This window comes from Tenacibaculum sp. Bg11-29, assembly GCF_002836595.1.
Lineage (GTDB): Bacteria > Bacteroidota > Bacteroidia > Flavobacteriales > Flavobacteriaceae > Polaribacter.
This window is the reverse complement of record NZ_PJBB01000003.1, coordinates 2146627-2165203: the sequence shown is the minus strand read 5'-3', so window position 1 is coordinate 2165203 and position 18577 is coordinate 2146627. Positions and strand designations below refer to the sequence as shown.

The 18577-nt window shown below is 28.4% G+C and carries 15 protein-coding genes; 6 read left to right on the top strand and 9 right to left on the bottom strand.

The features are described from left to right. Positions 1-136: 136 nt before the first annotated feature. On the top strand, positions 137-4996 hold the full coding sequence (locus CXF68_RS09935) for a DNA repair ATPase (RefSeq protein WP_101044249.1): 4860 nt from the start codon (positions 137-139) through the stop codon (positions 4994-4996). Positions 4997-5079: 83 nt separating this feature from the next. On the opposite strand, the gene CXF68_RS09930 is transcribed toward CXF68_RS09935, so the two are convergent. The 8 genes from CXF68_RS09930 to CXF68_RS09895 form a co-directional block, all read right to left on the bottom strand. Next, positions 5080-5511, bottom strand: coding sequence for a secondary thiamine-phosphate synthase enzyme YjbQ (locus tag CXF68_RS09930; RefSeq protein WP_101044247.1), 432 nt, complete (start codon positions 5509-5511; stop codon positions 5080-5082). A gap of 107 nt (positions 5512-5618) precedes the next feature. After that, a complete protein-coding gene (locus CXF68_RS09925) occupies positions 5619-5936 on the bottom strand; it encodes a hypothetical protein (protein ID WP_101044245.1) in 318 nt (105 codons plus the stop codon). Positions 5937-6061: 125 nt separating this feature from the next. After that, positions 6062-6802, bottom strand: a complete 741-nt coding sequence (locus CXF68_RS09920) for a LytTR family DNA-binding domain-containing protein (protein WP_101044243.1) — start codon at positions 6800-6802, stop codon at positions 6062-6064. Then, a complete protein-coding gene (locus tag CXF68_RS09915; protein WP_101044241.1) occupies positions 6795-8024 on the bottom strand; it encodes a sensor histidine kinase in 1230 nt (409 codons plus the stop codon). The genes CXF68_RS09920 and CXF68_RS09915 overlap by 8 nt, the downstream gene beginning before the upstream one ends. Positions 8025-8153: 129 nt before the next feature. Then, positions 8154-8468, bottom strand: coding sequence for a sensor histidine kinase (locus CXF68_RS09910; protein ID WP_101044239.1), 315 nt, complete (start codon positions 8466-8468; stop codon positions 8154-8156). 138 nt (positions 8469-8606) lie between these two features. Then, positions 8607-11036 carry a histidine kinase gene (locus tag CXF68_RS09905; protein WP_101044237.1) on the bottom strand — a complete coding sequence of 810 codons (2430 nt, stop codon included), beginning with the start codon at positions 11034-11036 and terminating at the stop codon, positions 8607-8609. A gap of 112 nt (positions 11037-11148) precedes the next feature. Then, positions 11149-13038 (bottom strand): molecular chaperone DnaK, encoded by a 1890-nt coding sequence (gene dnaK / locus CXF68_RS09900; RefSeq protein ID WP_101044235.1) that lies wholly within the window; start codon positions 13036-13038, stop codon positions 11149-11151. Between the two features lie 130 nt (positions 13039-13168). Beyond that, positions 13169-13777, bottom strand: coding sequence for an NUDIX hydrolase (locus CXF68_RS09895; protein ID WP_232771635.1), 609 nt, complete (start codon positions 13775-13777; stop codon positions 13169-13171). Between the two features lie 7 nt (positions 13778-13784). Between CXF68_RS09895 and pyrE the strand changes: the two genes are divergently transcribed. Together pyrE and CXF68_RS09885 are read left to right on the top strand one after the other, a co-directional pair. Further along, positions 13785-14426 carry an orotate phosphoribosyltransferase gene (gene pyrE, locus CXF68_RS09890; protein ID WP_101044231.1) on the top strand — a complete coding sequence of 214 codons (642 nt, stop codon included), beginning with the start codon at positions 13785-13787 and terminating at the stop codon, positions 14424-14426. Between the two features lie 15 nt (positions 14427-14441). Further along, a complete protein-coding gene (locus CXF68_RS09885) occupies positions 14442-14831 on the top strand; it encodes an orotate phosphoribosyltransferase (protein WP_101044228.1) in 390 nt (129 codons plus the stop codon). A 1-nt stretch (position 14832) separates the two neighbouring features. Here the strand turns inward: CXF68_RS09885 and CXF68_RS09880 are convergent, their stop codons facing one another. Further along, positions 14833-15564 carry a biotin--[acetyl-CoA-carboxylase] ligase gene (locus CXF68_RS09880; RefSeq protein ID WP_101044226.1) on the bottom strand — a complete coding sequence of 244 codons (732 nt, stop codon included), beginning with the start codon at positions 15562-15564 and terminating at the stop codon, positions 14833-14835. Between the two features lie 85 nt (positions 15565-15649). Between CXF68_RS09880 and rsfS the strand changes: the two genes are divergently transcribed. The 3 genes from rsfS to CXF68_RS09865 are packed head-to-tail and all read left to right on the top strand — an operon-like array spanning position 15650 to position 18575. Then, positions 15650-16018 (top strand): ribosome silencing factor, encoded by a 369-nt coding sequence (gene rsfS, locus CXF68_RS09875; RefSeq protein ID WP_101044224.1) that lies wholly within the window; start codon positions 15650-15652, stop codon positions 16016-16018. Between the two features lie 28 nt (positions 16019-16046). Further along, positions 16047-17975, top strand: coding sequence for an ATP-dependent zinc metalloprotease FtsH (gene ftsH / locus CXF68_RS09870; RefSeq protein ID WP_101044222.1), 1929 nt, complete (start codon positions 16047-16049; stop codon positions 17973-17975). Between the two features lie 9 nt (positions 17976-17984). Then, positions 17985-18575 (top strand): LUD domain-containing protein, encoded by a 591-nt coding sequence (locus CXF68_RS09865; RefSeq protein WP_101044220.1) that lies wholly within the window; start codon positions 17985-17987, stop codon positions 18573-18575. The last annotated feature ends 2 nt before the right edge of the window (positions 18576-18577 follow it).

The window sequence follows — 18577 nt, the reverse complement described above, 5'->3', positions numbered from 1 at the left end:
AAGTAAACCTTAAGCGCTTATTTTTTATCTTCATTTATTTGAAAATTCTCTTAACTAGGTTACTCAAGAAACGACTTCATTCTTCTATTTTAAATGTTTTTGTTGCTTGATTAAAAAATCTTGACTCAAAAAAAGCATGGAAAACCAAAATACAGCTCAACAATTAGACGGCGGAACGTATGAAATTATTCAAAGTAGACTGCAAAAACAAAAGCAAGAGCTACAAGAACGATTACAGCAATTAAACGATGCAAGAAAACATGTTTTTGGTACGATAGAAACCAAACTTATTTCTAACGACCGTATCAATACAGATAACAACTGTATTGCTAGAGATATTATTTCTTTAAGTAATATTTCTATTTTTGGTTACAACGTACATTTTGGTTTACGTACAGATATAAAACTATCTGACGTGTTTAGCGTTTACGAATATAAAGACAGTCATTTTCAATCAAAAAATCTTGATTTATTAAATGATCCTACATTTTTAGAAGATTTCACAAACCTATATAAATATTACAGAAACACTATATTTTCTAAGTTTGCTGTTGTCGATAATTACTTACACATGGTTTTTCAGCTAAGCGAAAGCAATAGCGATATTAAAACCTTTAAATGGCTAATTAACGACACCCAACTAAAATATATTGATAACCGAAGCGAACACGAATATAAGTACCCTACTCAGCACGAATTTCAATGGAAGGAAGTAACACGTGACATGCATCGCTATGGTAAGCATTCACATATTTCTATTTTAGATAAAATTTTTGTTGAAACTATTGGTGGCGATTTAACCATTAAAATTGAAGACAACACAGATGATGGAAAAGGAATCCTTTCCGAACCTGTAACTCAAATAGATCAAACATTAGATGATGGTCAATTTCGATATGCCGACCTAGGTAACCTTCTTGCTCTTGAGGTAAAACCTTTTCAAGAAGAAAGCAGGTATTTTGTGTATAACCATAAAATTAAAGAAGTAAAAAAAATTGACAGTATTAAAGATACTGCAGTTCAATTACCAGACGATCAGGGTATCATATTTCCTAACGGATATTACTTACAAACTGGTGAGTACAAATTATTTGAAAATGACACTAAAAACGTTAAATTTCAACAAAAATTAAGTTCACCAAATGGTGAAGATTACCTATACGTTTTTTACGCAACCATACGTGGTTTATACATCTTAATGTCTTACAACATCATTGCGCAAGAAGTAAAAACGCCTATTATTTGTAATGGTTTTACTGTTTTAGAAAATGGCGAGTTATGTTATTTTAAAACTGAAAACGAACAAACAAAACATCATGTCGTTCAGATTTGGCAGACTCCTTATTTAAAAGGAAATCTTATGCCTTCTCAACACGAAGACAGCTTACTTTATAAAATAGGAAATAAGGATATTGTAAAAGCCATGGCTGAATGTCATGAACTAATTACACTTCTTAACAAAGATGATAACTACACAGGGCTTTATGATGATATAGCAAAGCAATCTAAAGATATAAATGACACCTATTATTGGTTACCTGAAGCTGAAACACATCAATTAAATCTTCCTGTATTAGAAATAAATCAGGCAGCAAATGCCGCTATTGATGAATTTGAAAAAGTTGTACAATTAAAAAAACAAGCAACTAAAGAAACTCAAAACATCAATGAAAAATCAGATACGCTATTTAGTAAAATACGAAGTACTTCTTTTAAAGTTATTGATGATTTTGTACAACTCTTAAACCTACTTCGTTCTTTAAGAGGAGAGGTAATTAGTTTACATGATATTCGCTATGTAAATCCTGAGCAACTAAAAGCTTTAGAGGAACAAATTTCTGAGCAAAACACATTAATTTCTAAACGCTGTGTTCAGTTTTTATTAAACGACAAAGCTTTACAACCTTATCATAAAAGAGCAGAAGAAAAACAAGAAGAGCTTATTGCTATTAAAAAAGTAATTGAAGTAAAAAAATTAGAAAAAGAAGTATATCAAATAACTTCTGATTTAGAATTATTGATTGAAATTGTTTCGAATCTAGAAATTGAAGACACTTCACAATCAACAAAAATAATTGATAATATTTCTTTGATTTTTGCAACGCTAAATCAACTAAAATCAGGAATAAAAAATAAAATAAAAACACTTGGTAGTACAGAAGCTAAAGCTGATTTTATTGCCCAATTAAAATTAATAGATCAAAGTATCATCAATTACATAGACATGGCTACAACGCCAGAAAAATGTGATGAATACCTTACTAAAACCTCTATTCAACTTGAAGAGTTGGAAGGTAAATTTGCCGATTACGATGAATTTATCACTCAAATAATAGAAAAACGTGAAGAAATTCACAATGCTTTTGATGCACGTAAAAATGCGTTAATAGAGAAACGTAATAAAAAAACTACCGCTTTACAAACAGCTTCAGAACGTATTTTAAAAGGTGTTGCTAAAAAAGCACAAACATTTAATTCTAATGAAGAAATCAACGGTTATTTTGCTGCTGATCTAATGATTAACAAAGTAAGAGATATTGTTAATCAACTAAAAGAATTAGATGATATTGGTAAAGCAGAATCAATACAAACACAGTTAAAAGTTGCCAAAGAAGATGCCATTAGAAAACTAAAAGATAAACAAGAGCTTTATGAAGATGGCGAGAACATTATAAAATTTGGTAAACATAAATTTGGTGTAAACAGACAAGTATTAGATTTAACGATCGTTTACAAAAGCAACGATTTATATTATCACCTGACGGGAACCAATTTTTATGAGAAAATAAATAATGAAACACTTATAAACTCTAAAAAATATTGGAATCAAGAATTAGTTTCTGAAAATAAAACTATTTATCGTGCAGCATATTTAGCTTATAAAATATTTAAAAATTTCCCAGAAAAAGAATTAATCAATAAGACTGAAAAAGAATTATTAATTGTAATTCAAAAAGGAAGTAGTAATCTATATTCAGAAGGTTACATTAAAGGAGTTCATGATATTGATGCTAGTAAAATATTACACACGCTAGTACACAAACATAACGAACTTGGCTTATTAATTTACACTCCTGATACAAGAGCTTATGCTCAATATTTTTGGCATCATTTAAAACAAGAAGAGCAAGACTCATACAATACCGCTATAAAAACTTCTGGTGAAGTACTTCATGTTTTCCCAGAAAGTAAAGAATATGATTTTATAATCGATGAATTAACTAGTAAAATTGTTGCTTTTTCAGAAGTATCTCATTTATATGCAAAAGATGAAAGTAAAGAAATTTCAAACTACTTATTCAATGAATTGCAACAAGATAATTCTTTTCATATTAGCACCAATGCCTCTCTTATAAAAGAGGAGTTTATAAAAGCATTACAAAAACAAGATGCTTTACATACCTTTAAATCTGGCTTTCAAAAATTAACCAATTATGTTGCCAAAATTCAATTAATAAAACAATGGGTGAGTTCTTATATATCAGCAACAAACCTTGATAACGAAACCTATATTCACGAAATAGTTTGTCTTTTGTTTTTTGAAGACACCTCTGTTTCAAAAGTTAATAACATAAATCCTATTATAGTTTTAAAAGACGTAATAGGAGAACATTCAACACTAATTAATAGTGAATTTACATTTAACTATCATCAGTTTACAGCAAGCTTAAAGCATTTTACAAACATTGAAGTTCCTAATTACCTTAATTATAAAGAAACAAAACAATTAGTAACTGACGACTTAAAAAACGATTTAAAGCTAGAAGAATTTAAACCTCGTGTATTATCATCGTTTGTAAGAAATAAATTGATAGATCAGGTTTATTTCCCTTTAATCGGAGATAATTTAGCAAAGCAATTAGGTACTGTTGGCGATAATAAACGTACTGACAGAATGGGAATGCTTTTATTAATATCGCCTCCTGGTTATGGAAAGACCACATTAATGGAATATATTTCAAATCGATTAGGGTTGGTGTTTATGAAAATAAACGGCCCTGCAATTGGTCATGAAGTAACTTCTGTTGACCCAATGGCTGCAAACAATTCAGCTTCTAGAGAGGAATTAAAAAAATTAAATTTAGCACTAGAAATGGGGGATAATGTGATGTTATATTTAGATGATATACAACACTGTAATCCTGAATTTCTTCAAAAATTCATTTCTCTTTCTGATGGTACCCGTAAAATCGAAGGTGTTTACAAAGGGAATCCAAAAACATACGATTTACGTGGCAAGAAGTTTTGTGTAATTATGGCTGGTAATCCGTATACCGAAAGTGGTGATAAGTTTCAAATACCAGATATGTTAGCCAACAGAGCTGATATTTACAACTTAGGAGATATTATTGGTGATACTGCTCATTTATTTAAATTAAGTTTAATAGAGAACTCTTTAACTGCAAACCCTGTATTACATCAATTAGGTAGTAAAGCTTTTGAAGATATCTATACACTAGTGGATAAAATTGAAAATAACACACAAGAAGTTAATTTAAAAGGGAATCATACAAAGCAAGAGGTACAAGATTATGTAGCTGTATTAGAAAAAGTAATTATTGTAAGAAATACGATAATGAAAGTAAATCAGGCTTATATAAAGTCTGCCGCAATGGACGATTCTTACAGGACTGAGCCTTCTTTTAAACTACAAGGTTCTTATCGTGATATGAATAAATTGGTTGCTAAAATAGTACCTATAATGAATGATGACGAATTAAATAGTTTAATTTTATCTCATTATGAAAGTGAATCTCAAACCTTAACTTCTGCCGCTGAAGCAAATTTATTAAAATACAAAGAGCTTATAAATAAATTATCTGAAGAAGAATCTGTTCGCTGGAACACTATAAAACAAGTGTTTGTAAAGAATAATAAACTTAAAGGTTTTGGTAACGAAAATGAAATGGCACAAGTTTTAAGTCAAATGATGGCTTTTACCGAAAACTTGGAAGGAATTAAAGAAGTATTACAAAAAGGACTGGATAAAAGTTAATTTTTAGATTTACTATGCAAAAATCAATTAGATGATATATTAACAAACAAAGCATTATCTATAAACATGCTTTGTTTGTTTAATTATATATTAGAAGTTCCAAAAACTGTAATTACTATTTTCCTTCTTCCTCCAAAGTTTCTGTGTTCTCCTAAATAAATACCTTGCCAAGTACCTAAGTTTAATTGCCCATTAGTTATAGGTATTTGCACTTCACACCCCAATATAGAGCTTTTAATATGTGCTGGCATATCATCGGAACCTTCATAATCATGCTTATAATATGGCATATTTTCTGGAATCATTTTATTAATATGCGATTCAAAATCTAAACGAACTGTTGGGTCAGCATTTTCATTAATAGTTAAACTTGCTGATGTGTGCTTTATAAAAGCTTGTAATTGCCCTATTTTAATTTCATTAATTTCATGAATAACTTCGAGTATGCTATTTGTTATTAAATGATAACCTCTTGGATACTCTCTTAACTGAATTTCTTTTTGATAAAATTTCATGATTCAAAAATAAACAAAGTATTAGAGTTTAAATATGATTAATTTCCATAAAAAAAGCCAAAAACTCATATTCAGTTTTGGCTTTTAATAAAATTTAAAATTATAATTTAGAAGTTAGATAGCATTAACGATATACCACAATGACTACTTTCTATTATAAAAATGACATCTCCTTTTACACCACCATTATCAAAACTCACTTCTTGGCCTATTACACAAGAAATAAGAGTTCTTGATCCTCTTTTTAAAATTACAGGGTCTGGACCTATAAAAACAGGCACATCAGCTGCTGTATTATTAATTAAAAAAAATATACCATCTAAAGCCATTTCTTTTTTAGTATTTTCTTTAACCGTAACTTCACTTGATACGCTACTAAAAGACAGTAAACCTATCACTCCAATTAACACAATTACTTTTTTCATCTTTCATTAATTTAAATTAGTATTATTTTAATTTTAAGACTCACCACAAAACCAAAAATGATTGTTTTAAATAGTAATGAAGTAACGTTCTTTTCTTTTTACCTACTAAAAATAAGGAAAATTTTCTATATATAAAAAATTTGTTCAAAATTTTCTTTATAACTTTTACTTACTGGTACTTTAAATTTAGTACTTAAAACAACTTCTTTTTCTTTTTTTGAGTAGGTGTCTATCTGGTTTACATTAACAATCCATGATCTATGAATCCTAATAAATACCCTCTTTTCAGAAAAAAGGGTTTCATAATAATTTAGTTTTTTTGCAACTACAAATTCTTTTCCTTTAACTGTATAAATTACAGAATACATCCTATCAGCTTCAATACATAATATATCTTTAATATTAACAATAGCATAATCACTTTTATAAGGAATCGCAATTTTTGTTATCTCTTTTTTATTTTCTTTTAACAAGTTAATTCTTGAATCTTGCGTGTTTTTTTCTATATATTTTTCTGCTTTTTTTATAGCTTTTTCTAATAACGAAACATCTATTGGTTTTAAAAGATAATCTACAGCTGTAACTTGAAATGCTTTTATAGCATAACTATCATATGCTGTTACAAAAATAACATGAAAGTTTATTTCATCAAACTCTTCTAATAATTGAAAACCATTTTTCTGAGGCATTTCAATATCTAAAAAAACTATTTGTGGTTGATGCTTTCTTATTGCTAATACTGCTTCATCAACATTCGTTGCTTCTCCTAAAACATCTATATTACTACAAAAATTATTTAACAAAATCCTTAAATTTTCTCTTGCATTAATTTCATCATCTACTAATATTGCGCTTATTTTATTCATGTGAAAAAGTATACGGTATTTTTACAATTACTTTAGTTCCCAATGGTATTACCATGTATTCAAAACCAATATCAGTTTTATAATATTCTTTTAATAGAACAAGTCTTTTCTCTAGTATTTTTTTTGATGATATTTCTTGTTTCTTTTCTTTAACAAAGCCCCTAATTCCATTATCTAATATCTCGCAAACCAACACTTTGTCTTCTAAATAAAATCGGACTATAACCTTTTTATCCCCCTCTTTTAAATGTAATAATCTACATCTAATTGCCTCTTCTATGTAAGGCTGAATTATCATTGAGGGAATTTTAATTTCTTTATCAAAATTTAATTCTTCTATAGTAAATTTAAATGCTGCCCCAAACCTAAGTTTTTCTAACTCTAAATAACTTTTAACAATAGATAATTCTGTTCTTAACCTAACAAAGCTATTATCACTTGTTCTTAAATTTCTCCTCATTAATGATGAAAATTTTATAAAGAAATCATATGCTTCTATTTTATTGTCTTTTAAAATTAAATTCTGAATAGAATTCATTGTATTAAACATAAAATGAGGATTCATTTGTGCCTTTAATGTTTGCAACCTTAAAAGAGTTAATTCACTTTCTTTTTGCTTTTCTAATTTAGAATATGCCTCTTCTAGCTCTACTTTACGTTTTAAAAGTTTTTTTTCTTGTCTTTTATTTAACTGCTCTGAATAATTTAAAATAACAAATATTCCTGAAAAAACACAAAAAACCAACACTGGTAAAATCGTGTTTTTAGGATATATATTAAAAAACATATTTGGTAAAAAATACAAAAAAAAACAAAGGAATAAAAACAAAATATTTATCAATTTCTTATCTATAAACAATATTCCTATTAAAGGATAAACAAAATAAAAATTTTCTATTAGTGATTGAGTTGTAACAAAATTTGCAAAAATAAATGTAACCCCAATAATAGAAGTTATAAACAGAACTCTAGCTAATGTATATTTTTTCTTTTTTTGACAATAAAAAATAACACCTATAATAAAATAAGAAATAGTATGTAAGATTAAACTCTCTTTAATTTCTCTGTTAAATATTAAATCGAATATTGTTATAACAACAATCATTACCGACCATGTCATGCAAAAAGTATTTAAAAGTCTTATTTTCTTATATTCATTACTCATTTTAGAAGTAACTCCAACATTTAATAAGTAATGATATATTTTAAAAAACTTATGCATTTATTTAAAAGAATATTAAACAGATATATTTACAATTTAGTAAACCTAATTTTTAAATGTTCAGTTTTTATTTTTAAAAAGAGAGATATATTTTTCGAATACTATAAAATACTTTCCGAAAATTTTATTTTAATGTTTAAATGGTATTTTAATAACCACTTTAGTACCTTTTTCAGTACTTACATATTCAAAACCAATATCTGTTTTATAAAATTCTTTTAATATTTTAAGCTTATCATTTATTGCTTTTGTTGAAAAAGATACTGGTTTGTTTATTGCTTTTTTATTTATTTCAGAAGATGCTTTAAAACCTATTCCGTTGTCTGTTATTATGCATTTAAAAAGGTTTTCTTGAAAAAACTCAATCTTTATTTCTCTAATGCCTTTTATTTTATGATGCAAACCATGCTTTATTGCATTTTCAATAAATGGCTGAATAATCATTGTTGGTATTTTAATATCATCAATAAACTCTTCTCCTTTTATTTCATAAATAAAATTATCTCTAAACCTAAGTTTCTCTAATTCTAAATATTTTTAATTAACGATAGTTCCTCATCAAAAACACAAAGCTTTTAGTACTTAATAATAAATTTTTCTTAGTAGTAATGAAAATTTAGTTAGGTAATTATATGCTTCTTGTTTATTTCCTTTCAATACTAAATTTTGAATTGAATTTAATGCATTAAAGGTAAAATGCGGATTCATTTGAGATTGTAATGTTTCTAATTTTGACGCAACTAACTCCCTTTGCATTCGCTCTTTTTCAATGGCTTGCTTTTGATTTTTTTCTAGCTTATCGAATCTTTTTGTGAAAAAAATCCAGATTAAAATAAATAAAAATGTTATTATAATTAATAAAAACCACCATTCTTTATAAAATGGTAATTTCACTTCTAAAACAACTACCTTTTCAATTGTTTCTTTTTTTCCATTTAACTCTATTGCTTTTAGTTTTAAGATATATTTACCAGCAGCAAGATTATTAAATGTAACCTGATTTACTCCTTTATCAACTGTATTCCATTCACCTACATCTGAATTATTTATCAACTTATACTTAAACACAATGTTGTCTTCAGCTAAAAAACCATTCGTATGAAAGCTGAATTTTATTTTCTTTGCACTCGATGCTAATTCATATTTTTCTTTTTCACCAACTTCTTTATCATTTATTAAAACTGATGTAAAATAGAAATCTAAAATATTTCTATCTTTAAAAACATTCTCTTTATTTATTTTAAACAACCCCTTATTTGAGCTGAAAAATAGCACTTCTTTAAAAGGTAAAATCTCAGATATATTAAATGAATTTATCCCGTCTTTTTTTGTTATATTTTTAAACTCCCCTGTCTTAACATTTAATACCTGTAATCCTTTATCCGAAGCTATCCAAAGTAATTCGCCATCTCCTTTTATCTTGCCTGTTTGATTAGATAACAAACCGCTGTTTATAGTATAATTAAATACTACTTTATCATTCCTAACACCTATTACACCATCTTTAAAAGTTGATAACCAAACAGTACCATCTACTGTTTCAGTAATATCTATTGCAAATATTAACTTGTTATTTAACAATATTTTTGAAGCTATTTTTTGTTTATCATACTTCTCTACCCCATCAACATACCCTACATATATTTCTTTTTTATTACTATAATATGTTGTGTATGCTCTAGCTTTTTTTAAAAGGCAAATACTTTTGTTTTCAACATTTATAATTGTTGCCGAATTATGAGATGCATATAATATATTACTTTCATCAATTAACGATAAATCTTTAGCGTTTGCACAAAATCTATCTTCATAAATTATTTTTCTATTTTTATCATATATAAAAGAGCTTACTCCTAAACTTAAATAAACTTTATTCTTACTATCACAAATAGAATACACTTTATCATTATATACTTTTTTAAAAAATGTTAATTCATTTTTTTTCTTGTTTAAAATTCCTAGATGCCCTTTTGTTGAACCGATAATTAATGAATCTTTACCAATACGACTCATTGCACTAATATTCATTTTTTCTTCATCTATATCATACCTTTCTATATATAGATTTGGGATTATATATACTCCGTTTCTTAAAGTAGTAACCCAGTAATTATTATTTCTATCTCTTAAAACACTACTAACCAGCTTACCCTCAAAATAAGTTCTCTTATATATTAATTCACCGTTATTTAACTCATAAATAAACAACCCTCCTTTTGTACATAACCAAAGTTCTTCATTTTGCTCGTAAAATGTAAGAATTACATTGTTTTGTAATTCTTCAGGTAAAACAACTTCTTTTAAACGATTTTTTTGTTCGTAAAATAATTTTGGTTTTACTTTTAAGTCATTCGTATTATGAGCATAGATTAAATCTTTATTTTTAAATGATGTAATATCCCATTTATTAAATTCATATTTTTTATATGTATTTAAATTATACTTTATAATTGGTTTTTTTTTCTTTTTTGTAACCATTATTTCATGGTCATACAAATTTATTAAACTATTTCCTTTAATATTAAAAGGGTATGAACCTGTTTTTCTTTTAAATAACTTACGGCAAGACAAATCATCTACACTAATCTTATATAATCCTGTTTCAGTACTTGTTATTAGGTCATTTTGATAAAACGAGAACGCAGCTAATTGCCCTTTTACCTCTTCTTTTAAATCTTTAAAAAGAATTAACTCATTACTTTCTACATAAAAAAACTGTCCAGAAATATTATTACACCAAACTCTCCCCTTTGAATCTATTTTTAAACCAAAAACAGATAACCCTCTTTTTTCGGGATGTGTGTAATTTTTAAATTTTTTACCATCATAACGAAAAAGACCTTTATCGGCTCCTAACCATATATACCCCTTACTGTCTTCTATAATACTATAAAATTCTATATCAGGTAAATCGTCTTTCTCGGTTAAATGGGTAAAAACAGGGTGCTGAGCGACTGCTTTAATTGTAAAAATTAAAAGAATAAAAATTATATATATACTAATTTTCTTCAAAATTATTTCTCTTATCTATATAACCAAATGTAGTTATTATTAATAATAATGAAAATAAAAAATCCCATTACAATTTCTTGTAATGGGATTATAGTATGTATAACTTAATATATTACTTCACTTCTTCGAAGTCTACATCTTCAACATTATCTTCTTGAGCATTGTTTGCTTCTGGCTGAGCAGCTTGTTGAGCTCCTGCACCTTTATCTGCATACATCTCTTCAGAAGCAGCTTTCCATGCCTCGTTAATAGTAGTTAAAGCACCATCAATACTAGAAACATCTCCAGATTCATGAGCAGCTTTTAATTCAACTAAAGCAGCTTCGATTGGCGCTTTTTTATCATCAGATAATTTCTCTCCAAATTCTTTTAATTGCTTCTCTGTTTGAAAAATCATAGAATCAGCTTCATTGATTTTTTCAGCAGTTTCTTTTGCTTTTGCATCAGAATCAGCATTTGCTTCAGCTTCAGCTTTCATTTTTTCGATTTCTTCTTCTGATAAACCTGAAGAAGCTTCGATTTTAATATCTTGAGTTTTACCTGTAGCTTTATCAGATGCAGATACTTTGATAATTCCGTTTGCATCAATATCAAAAGTTACTTCAATTTGAGGAACTCCTCTTTGTGCTGGTGGAATATCTGTTAATTGGAAACGTCCAATTGTATTGTTATCTGCTGCCATTGCTCTTTCACCTTGTAATACGTGAATATCTACAGATGGTTGATTATCTACAGCTGTAGAAAATACCTGAGATTTTTTTGTTGGAATAGTAGTATTTGCATCAATTAACTTTGTAAATACGTTACCCATAGTTTCAATTCCTAAAGATAAAGGCGTAACATCTAATAATAATACGTCTTTTACATCTCCACTTAAAACTCCACCTTGAATTGCAGCTCCTAAAGAAACTACTTCATCAGGATTTACTCCTTTACTTGGTGATTTTTTAAAGAAATTCTCAACAGCCTCCTGAATTGCAGGGATACGAGTTGAACCACCTACTAATACAATTTCATCGATTTCATCAATCGTTAAATCAGCATTTTTTAAAGCAGTAGCACAAGGCTCAATAGTTCTTTTAATTAAATCATCAATTAAAGCTTCAAACTTAGCTCTTGTTAATGTTCTAACTAAGTGCTTTGGTCCTGAAGCAGTAGCAGTAATATATGGTAAGTTAATTTCTGATGAAGTTGTGCTAGATAATTCAATCTTAGCTTTTTCAGCAGCTTCTTTTAAACGTTGTAAAGACATTGGATCTTTACGTAAATCCATAGCTTCTTCAGCTTGAAATTCTTCAGCTAACCAGTTAATAATTCTTTCATCAACATCATCTCCACCTAAGTGAGTATCACCATCAGTAGCTAATACTTCAAATACACCGTCTCCTAATTCTAAGATAGAAACATCATGTGTTCCACCACCAAAATCGAAAACAACTATTTTTTTATCATCGTGAGATTTATCTAAACCATAAGCTAATGCAGCTGCAGTTGGTTCGTTAATAATACGACGTACTTTTAAACCTGCTATTTCACCAGCTTCTTTTGTAGCTTGACGTTGTGCATCGTTAAAATATGCAGGTACAGTAATTACAGCTTCCGTTACATCTTGACCTAAATAGTCTTCAGCTGTTTTCTTCATTTTCTGTAATACCATTGCAGAAATTTCTTGTGGTGTATATAAACGACCATCAATATCTACACGTGGAGTATCATTATCTCCTTTTACAACACTATAAGGTACTCTTCCTGCTTCTTTTGAAGAATCAGAAAACTTGTTCCCCATAAAACGTTTAATAGAATAAACTGTTTTTGTTGGATTAGTAACTGCTTGACGTTTTGCTGGATCACCAACTTTACGCTCTCCTCCTTCTACGAATGCTACGATAGATGGTGTAGTTCTTTTTCCTTCAGAATTAGGAATAACAACTGGTTCATTTCCTTCCATTACAGAAACACATGAATTTGTGGTTCCTAAATCAATTCCTATAATTTTACTCATAATTAACTATTTTATCTTAAATTTTTGATTCAATTTTACGATTAGTAATAGTCAAAGTGTGTGCCAACAAGTTTTTGCTTTTATTTTGGCAGAAAATTTATTCTAGCAGTGCATGTATAATGACATAGTGTCATAAATCAATTAAATTTTCGTGAGTTTTAAAAACCATAGTAATGTTATAAAACGTGTTTTTTAAAGCTTCTCTAGTATCTTCAAGATCTTTAAACATCACTTTAGTTATTCCTTCTTCAAGTTGGGGGGTTAATTCTTTATTACATGAAGAATTCATTAAATACCAGTGTGTTTCTTTTAACCTGTACTTTCCTTTTTCAATAAAAAAATGATATGTTTCTATCAGTTTTCTTTTAATCGTTAAGTTTGACACACCACATTCTTCTTCAACTTCTCTAAGAGCTGTTTCTTCAAGTTTTTCACCTTTTTCTCTCTTCCCTTTAGGTAAATCCCATTTATTACCTCTATAAATAAACAAAAATTCTTTTTTATCATTTATAACAAGTCCGCCAGCTGAAACAATAATTTTAAATTTATTTTTAAATCCTTGCCAATCTCTTGCGATATTAGTTGTATAAATATATACACCTTTTAGCTTATTTAATTTTAATTTATAAATAAGTTCACTCATTATTATATTTTTGTAAATAAAAACGACATAATCTTCTTCATTTTTTACAGAAGTTGTAAAGATTATTGGTTTATCATTAACAAAAACTTTATACATTTGCATTATGGATTTTAACAAAGATACAGGAAAAAAAACTGCCGAACTTCTTCTGCAAATAAAAGCTATAAAACTAAGCCCTAACGAACCTTTTACTTGGGCTTCTGGCTGGAAATCACCTATATACTGTGACAATAGAGTTACATTATCTTATCCAGCAGTTAGAAACTTTTTAAAAGAAGAAATTGCTAAATTAGTTGAACAAAAACATGGTAAACCTGATGTAATTGCAGGTGTTGCTACTGGTGCAATTGCTATTGGAATGCTAGTTGCGCAAGAATTAGGAGTTCCTTTTGTATATGTACGACCTGAACCTAAAAAGCATGGTAGAAAAAACCAAATAGAAGGTCATTTAGAAAGCGGGCAAAATGTAGTGGTTATTGAAGATTTAATAAGCACAGGTAAGAGTAGTTTAAATGCGGTAAAGGCTTTAAAAGAAGCAAATGCAAATGTTAAAGGTATGATTGCTATATTTTCATATGGTTTTGAAATTGCTTCTGATAATTTCAAAAACGATAATATAGAGCTTACTACATTAAGTAATTACGAATATTTACTTGAACAGGCTTTAGATAGCAAGTACATTACAAATAAAGAACTAAATACTTTAAAAGACTGGAGAATGGCACCTAGTCAGTGGAAACAATAAAGAAAAACAAAGAAAATGAATATTGAAGGAAACAAAGTAGTTGTAAAGAAATCTACAGAAGAAGTTTTTAACTTTTTAATAAAATTAGATAACTTTGAACAATTAATGCCAGAAAATACTCAAAAATTTGAGGTAGACGGAGATAGTTTTATTTTTGGATTAAAAGGAATGCCCGAAATAAGATTGGTAATGAAAGAAAAAACTGCACACTCTAATGTTACATTAGGTGCTGCAAGCAGTAAACTACCTTTTACTTTATCTGCTGATATTTCTGAAATTTCTAAAGAAGAGAGTGAAGTTATTTTAAATTTTGATGGTGAGTTTAATGCAATGATGGCAATGATGGTTAAAAAGCCTTTAACAAAATTTATCGACGCTTTAACTGAGAATATTACAAAAATATAATTTAAACAAACGAAATTTCTTTAAGGCCAAAATCTTTTACTGTTTCGTTATCTAATTCTATTTGAATATTTCCGTTATCGGATATTCCAATAATTTTACCCATAAATAAAATGTTCTGATTGTTTTTAAACATACTCGGAACATTTTTTTTATATAAAACACTCAAGTACTCACTTTCTAAAAGTGAATATTCTTTTGTTTTTAGCACTTTTATTTTTTCTTTAAGAGTCTCTAAAAAGCTATTCATCAGAAAATCTAAATCTGTTTCTTTCTTTAAAATCATTTTTAATGAAGACGCATTCGGTAACTCATCAGAAAAATTATCTTGGTTAACATTAATACCAATACCAATAACTGAAGAGGTTATTTTATTAAGATTCAACGTGTTTTCAATTAAAATACCTACTATTTTTTTATTTACTGACATAATGTCGTTAGGCCATTTAATAGCTAACCGTGGTATTTTCAAATACTTAATAGCCTCATAAACACTTAAAGAAACACAATAGTTTAAATACTTATAATCAGCAATATTTAAATCAGAAAACTTACAAAAAACACTAAAAGTCAAAGCCTTACCTGCTTCAGCTTCCCAATAAGCATCCATTTGCCCTCTCCCAGAAGTTTGCCTTCTAGCAACTACAACAGTAAAATCATCTACTGCTGTTTTTACTGCCATATTCTTTAAAAAAGAATTGGTTGAATCAATGGCATCAAGTTTGATTATTTTCATATGGATTTTGTGAGTAAAACAAGTACCAATATTAAGCAATATACTCGCAAAAAAATAATAACTTTGCTAAAAATTATTTTTTTTGATGACAAAAAAACAAGCAAGCACAGATGATTTAATTTCTGTGATTATAAAAGGGATTGACGAAGTAAAAGGAGAAAACATCCAATTACTAGATTTAAGGGGAATTGAGAACACCGTTTGCGATTATTTTGTAGTCTGTTCGGGTAATTCAAATACGCAAGTTAATGCGATTTCTGGATCTGTTCAAAAAATGGTAAGTAAAGAACTTAAAGATAAACCGTGGCATATTGAAGGTCAAGGAAACTCTGAATGGGTTTTAATGGATTATGTAAACGTTGTCGTTCATATATTTCAGAAACAAGTTCGAGATTATTATGATATTGAAAGTCTTTGGGGTGATGCTAAAATCACAGAAATTAACCCAAAATAATTGCTAATAATTTAGACAAATTAATTATATGAGTGATAAGAAAAAAAACACACCAAAATTTACTTTTAATTCATTTTGGATATATATACCTATAATAGTCGTATTATTAGGATTAAGCTTTTTTAATTCAAGTAATTTAGGTTCTCGTAACATTACAGAAAATGAGTTCTCTAAGATATTACAGGAAAATGATATAAAGAAAATCGTTATTGAGAATAATAATCTTGCTCAAATATTCTTAAAAAGTGATGCTGAGAAAAAAGAAGAACATAAAAAAATAACAGAATCTGCTTTCTATAGAAAAGGATCACCTTTATATACATATAACTTTGGTGATTTACAAAATTTCGAAAATGAAATTAAAAAAGAAAGAACTGAAAAGAATCTTGATTTTGACATAAATAATGTAGAGCCAACAAGCTTAATGAAAACATTGTTTGACTTTCTTCCTTTTATCTTACTAATAGGTATTTGGCTTTTCTTTATGAAAAGAATGTCTGGTGGTGGATCAGGAGCTGGCGGTGGTGGTCAAATTTTTAACATTGGTAAATCAAAAGCTAAGCTTTTTGATCAAGACACTAAAGTTAAAACAACATTTAAAGATGTAGCTGGTTTAGAAGGTGCTAAAGAAGAAATTCAAGAAATTGTTGACTTCTTAAAAACACCTGAAAAATACACTAAACTAGGTGGTAAAATACCTAAAGGAGCCTTACTTGTAGGACCTCCTGGAACAGGTAAAACCTTATTAGCAAAAGCTGTTGCTGGTGAAGCAGGAGTTCCTTTCTTCTCTTTATCTGGTTCTGATTTTGTAGAAATGTTTGTTGGTGTAGGTGCATCTCGTGTTAGAGATTTATTCAAACAAGCCCAACAAAAATCTCCTTCAATTATATTTATTGATGAAATAGATGCAATTGGTCGTGCAAGAGGAAAAAACAGTATGACTGGTGGTAACGATGAGCGTGAAAACACATTGAATCAACTTTTAACAGAAATGGATGGTTTTGGAACTGATACAAATGTTATTGTATTAGCCGCAACAAATCGTGCAGATGTATTAGATAAAGCTTTAATGCGTGCTGGTCGTTTTGATCGTCAAATTTATGTTGACTTACCAGATTTACATGAACGTAGAGAAATTTTTGACGTACACATAAAACCTTTAAAGTTAGCTGAAAATGCTAATTTAGAATTACTAGCACAACAAACTCCTGGTTTTTCTGGAGCTGATATTGCTAATTTATGTAACGAAGCTGCTTTAATTGCCGCTAGAAACAATAAAGAAGCTATTGAGCATCAAGATTTCTTAGATGCTGTAGATAGAATTGTTGGTGGTTTAGAAAAGAAAAATAAAGTAATTACGCCAAAAGAAAAGAAAGTTATTGCTTTTCATGAAGCTGGTCACGCTACAGTTAGTTGGATGTTAGAACATGCAGCTCCTTTAGTTAAAGTAACAATTGTTCCTCGTGGTCAATCATTAGGTGCAGCTTGGTACCTTCCTGAAGAAAGAAAAATTATTCAAACCGAACAAATGCTTGACGAGATGTGTGCTACTATGGGTGGTAGAGCTGCCGAAAAGTTGATGTTTAATAAAATTTCTACAGGTGCTTTAAGTGACTTAGAAAAAGTTACGAAACAAGCCAGAGCAATGGTTACCGTTTATGGTTTAAACGATAAAGTAGGTAATGTTACCTATTATGATTCATCAGGAAATGATTCCTTTGTTAAGCCGTATAGTGATGACACTGCTAAAACTATTGATGAAGAAATCTCTAAAATGATTGAAAATCAATACCAAAGAGCTATTGATCTTTTAAGTGAACATAAAGATAAACTTAGCCAACTTGCAGAGTTATTACTTGAAAAGGAAGTTATGTTTAAAGATGACTTAGTGAAATTATTTGGAGAAAGACCTTTTGATAAAAAAGAAGAAAAAACAAATACTGTAACTGAAGAATAGTTTATTTGAATGAATATTTTCAAGAAAATATATAAATCTTACAAAAAATCATCTACAGAAAGACAAATTAACGAGCAAGAAGTTAATTTGTCTTTAGATGATTCTTTTGTTCATAATTTTATCAGTAAAGGAGGTCGGTTTTTATACTGTACATCTATAAATGAAGTAGCGAGTAATTTGAAAGAAATTTTAAAAGAAAACAATTGGAACGAAATTACTTGTTCTGATTTCGATTTATTAAAGATTACTGATAAATTAGATCTTAATATTCAAAAAAAAACTTCTGAAAACACCCCTTACTTTACCTCTTGCGAGCATTTAATTGCTAACAAAGGAGATATTTTGTTTTCTTCTAATCAAATAGGAAGCGATAAGCTATCTTCTCTTTCAAAACATTTTGTAGTATATGCTACTACAAGCCAATTGGTGAAAAATATGGGAGAAGGATTAACGGGTATTAAAACAAACTTTCAAGGTAATATACCTACAAATATTAGCTCTATCACTAATTATAAAATTGACGTTGACGATGATAGTTTTTTAACTTACGGTAACAGTAATTCAAAAAACTTATATTTGCTACTCTTTGAAGATTTATAAAC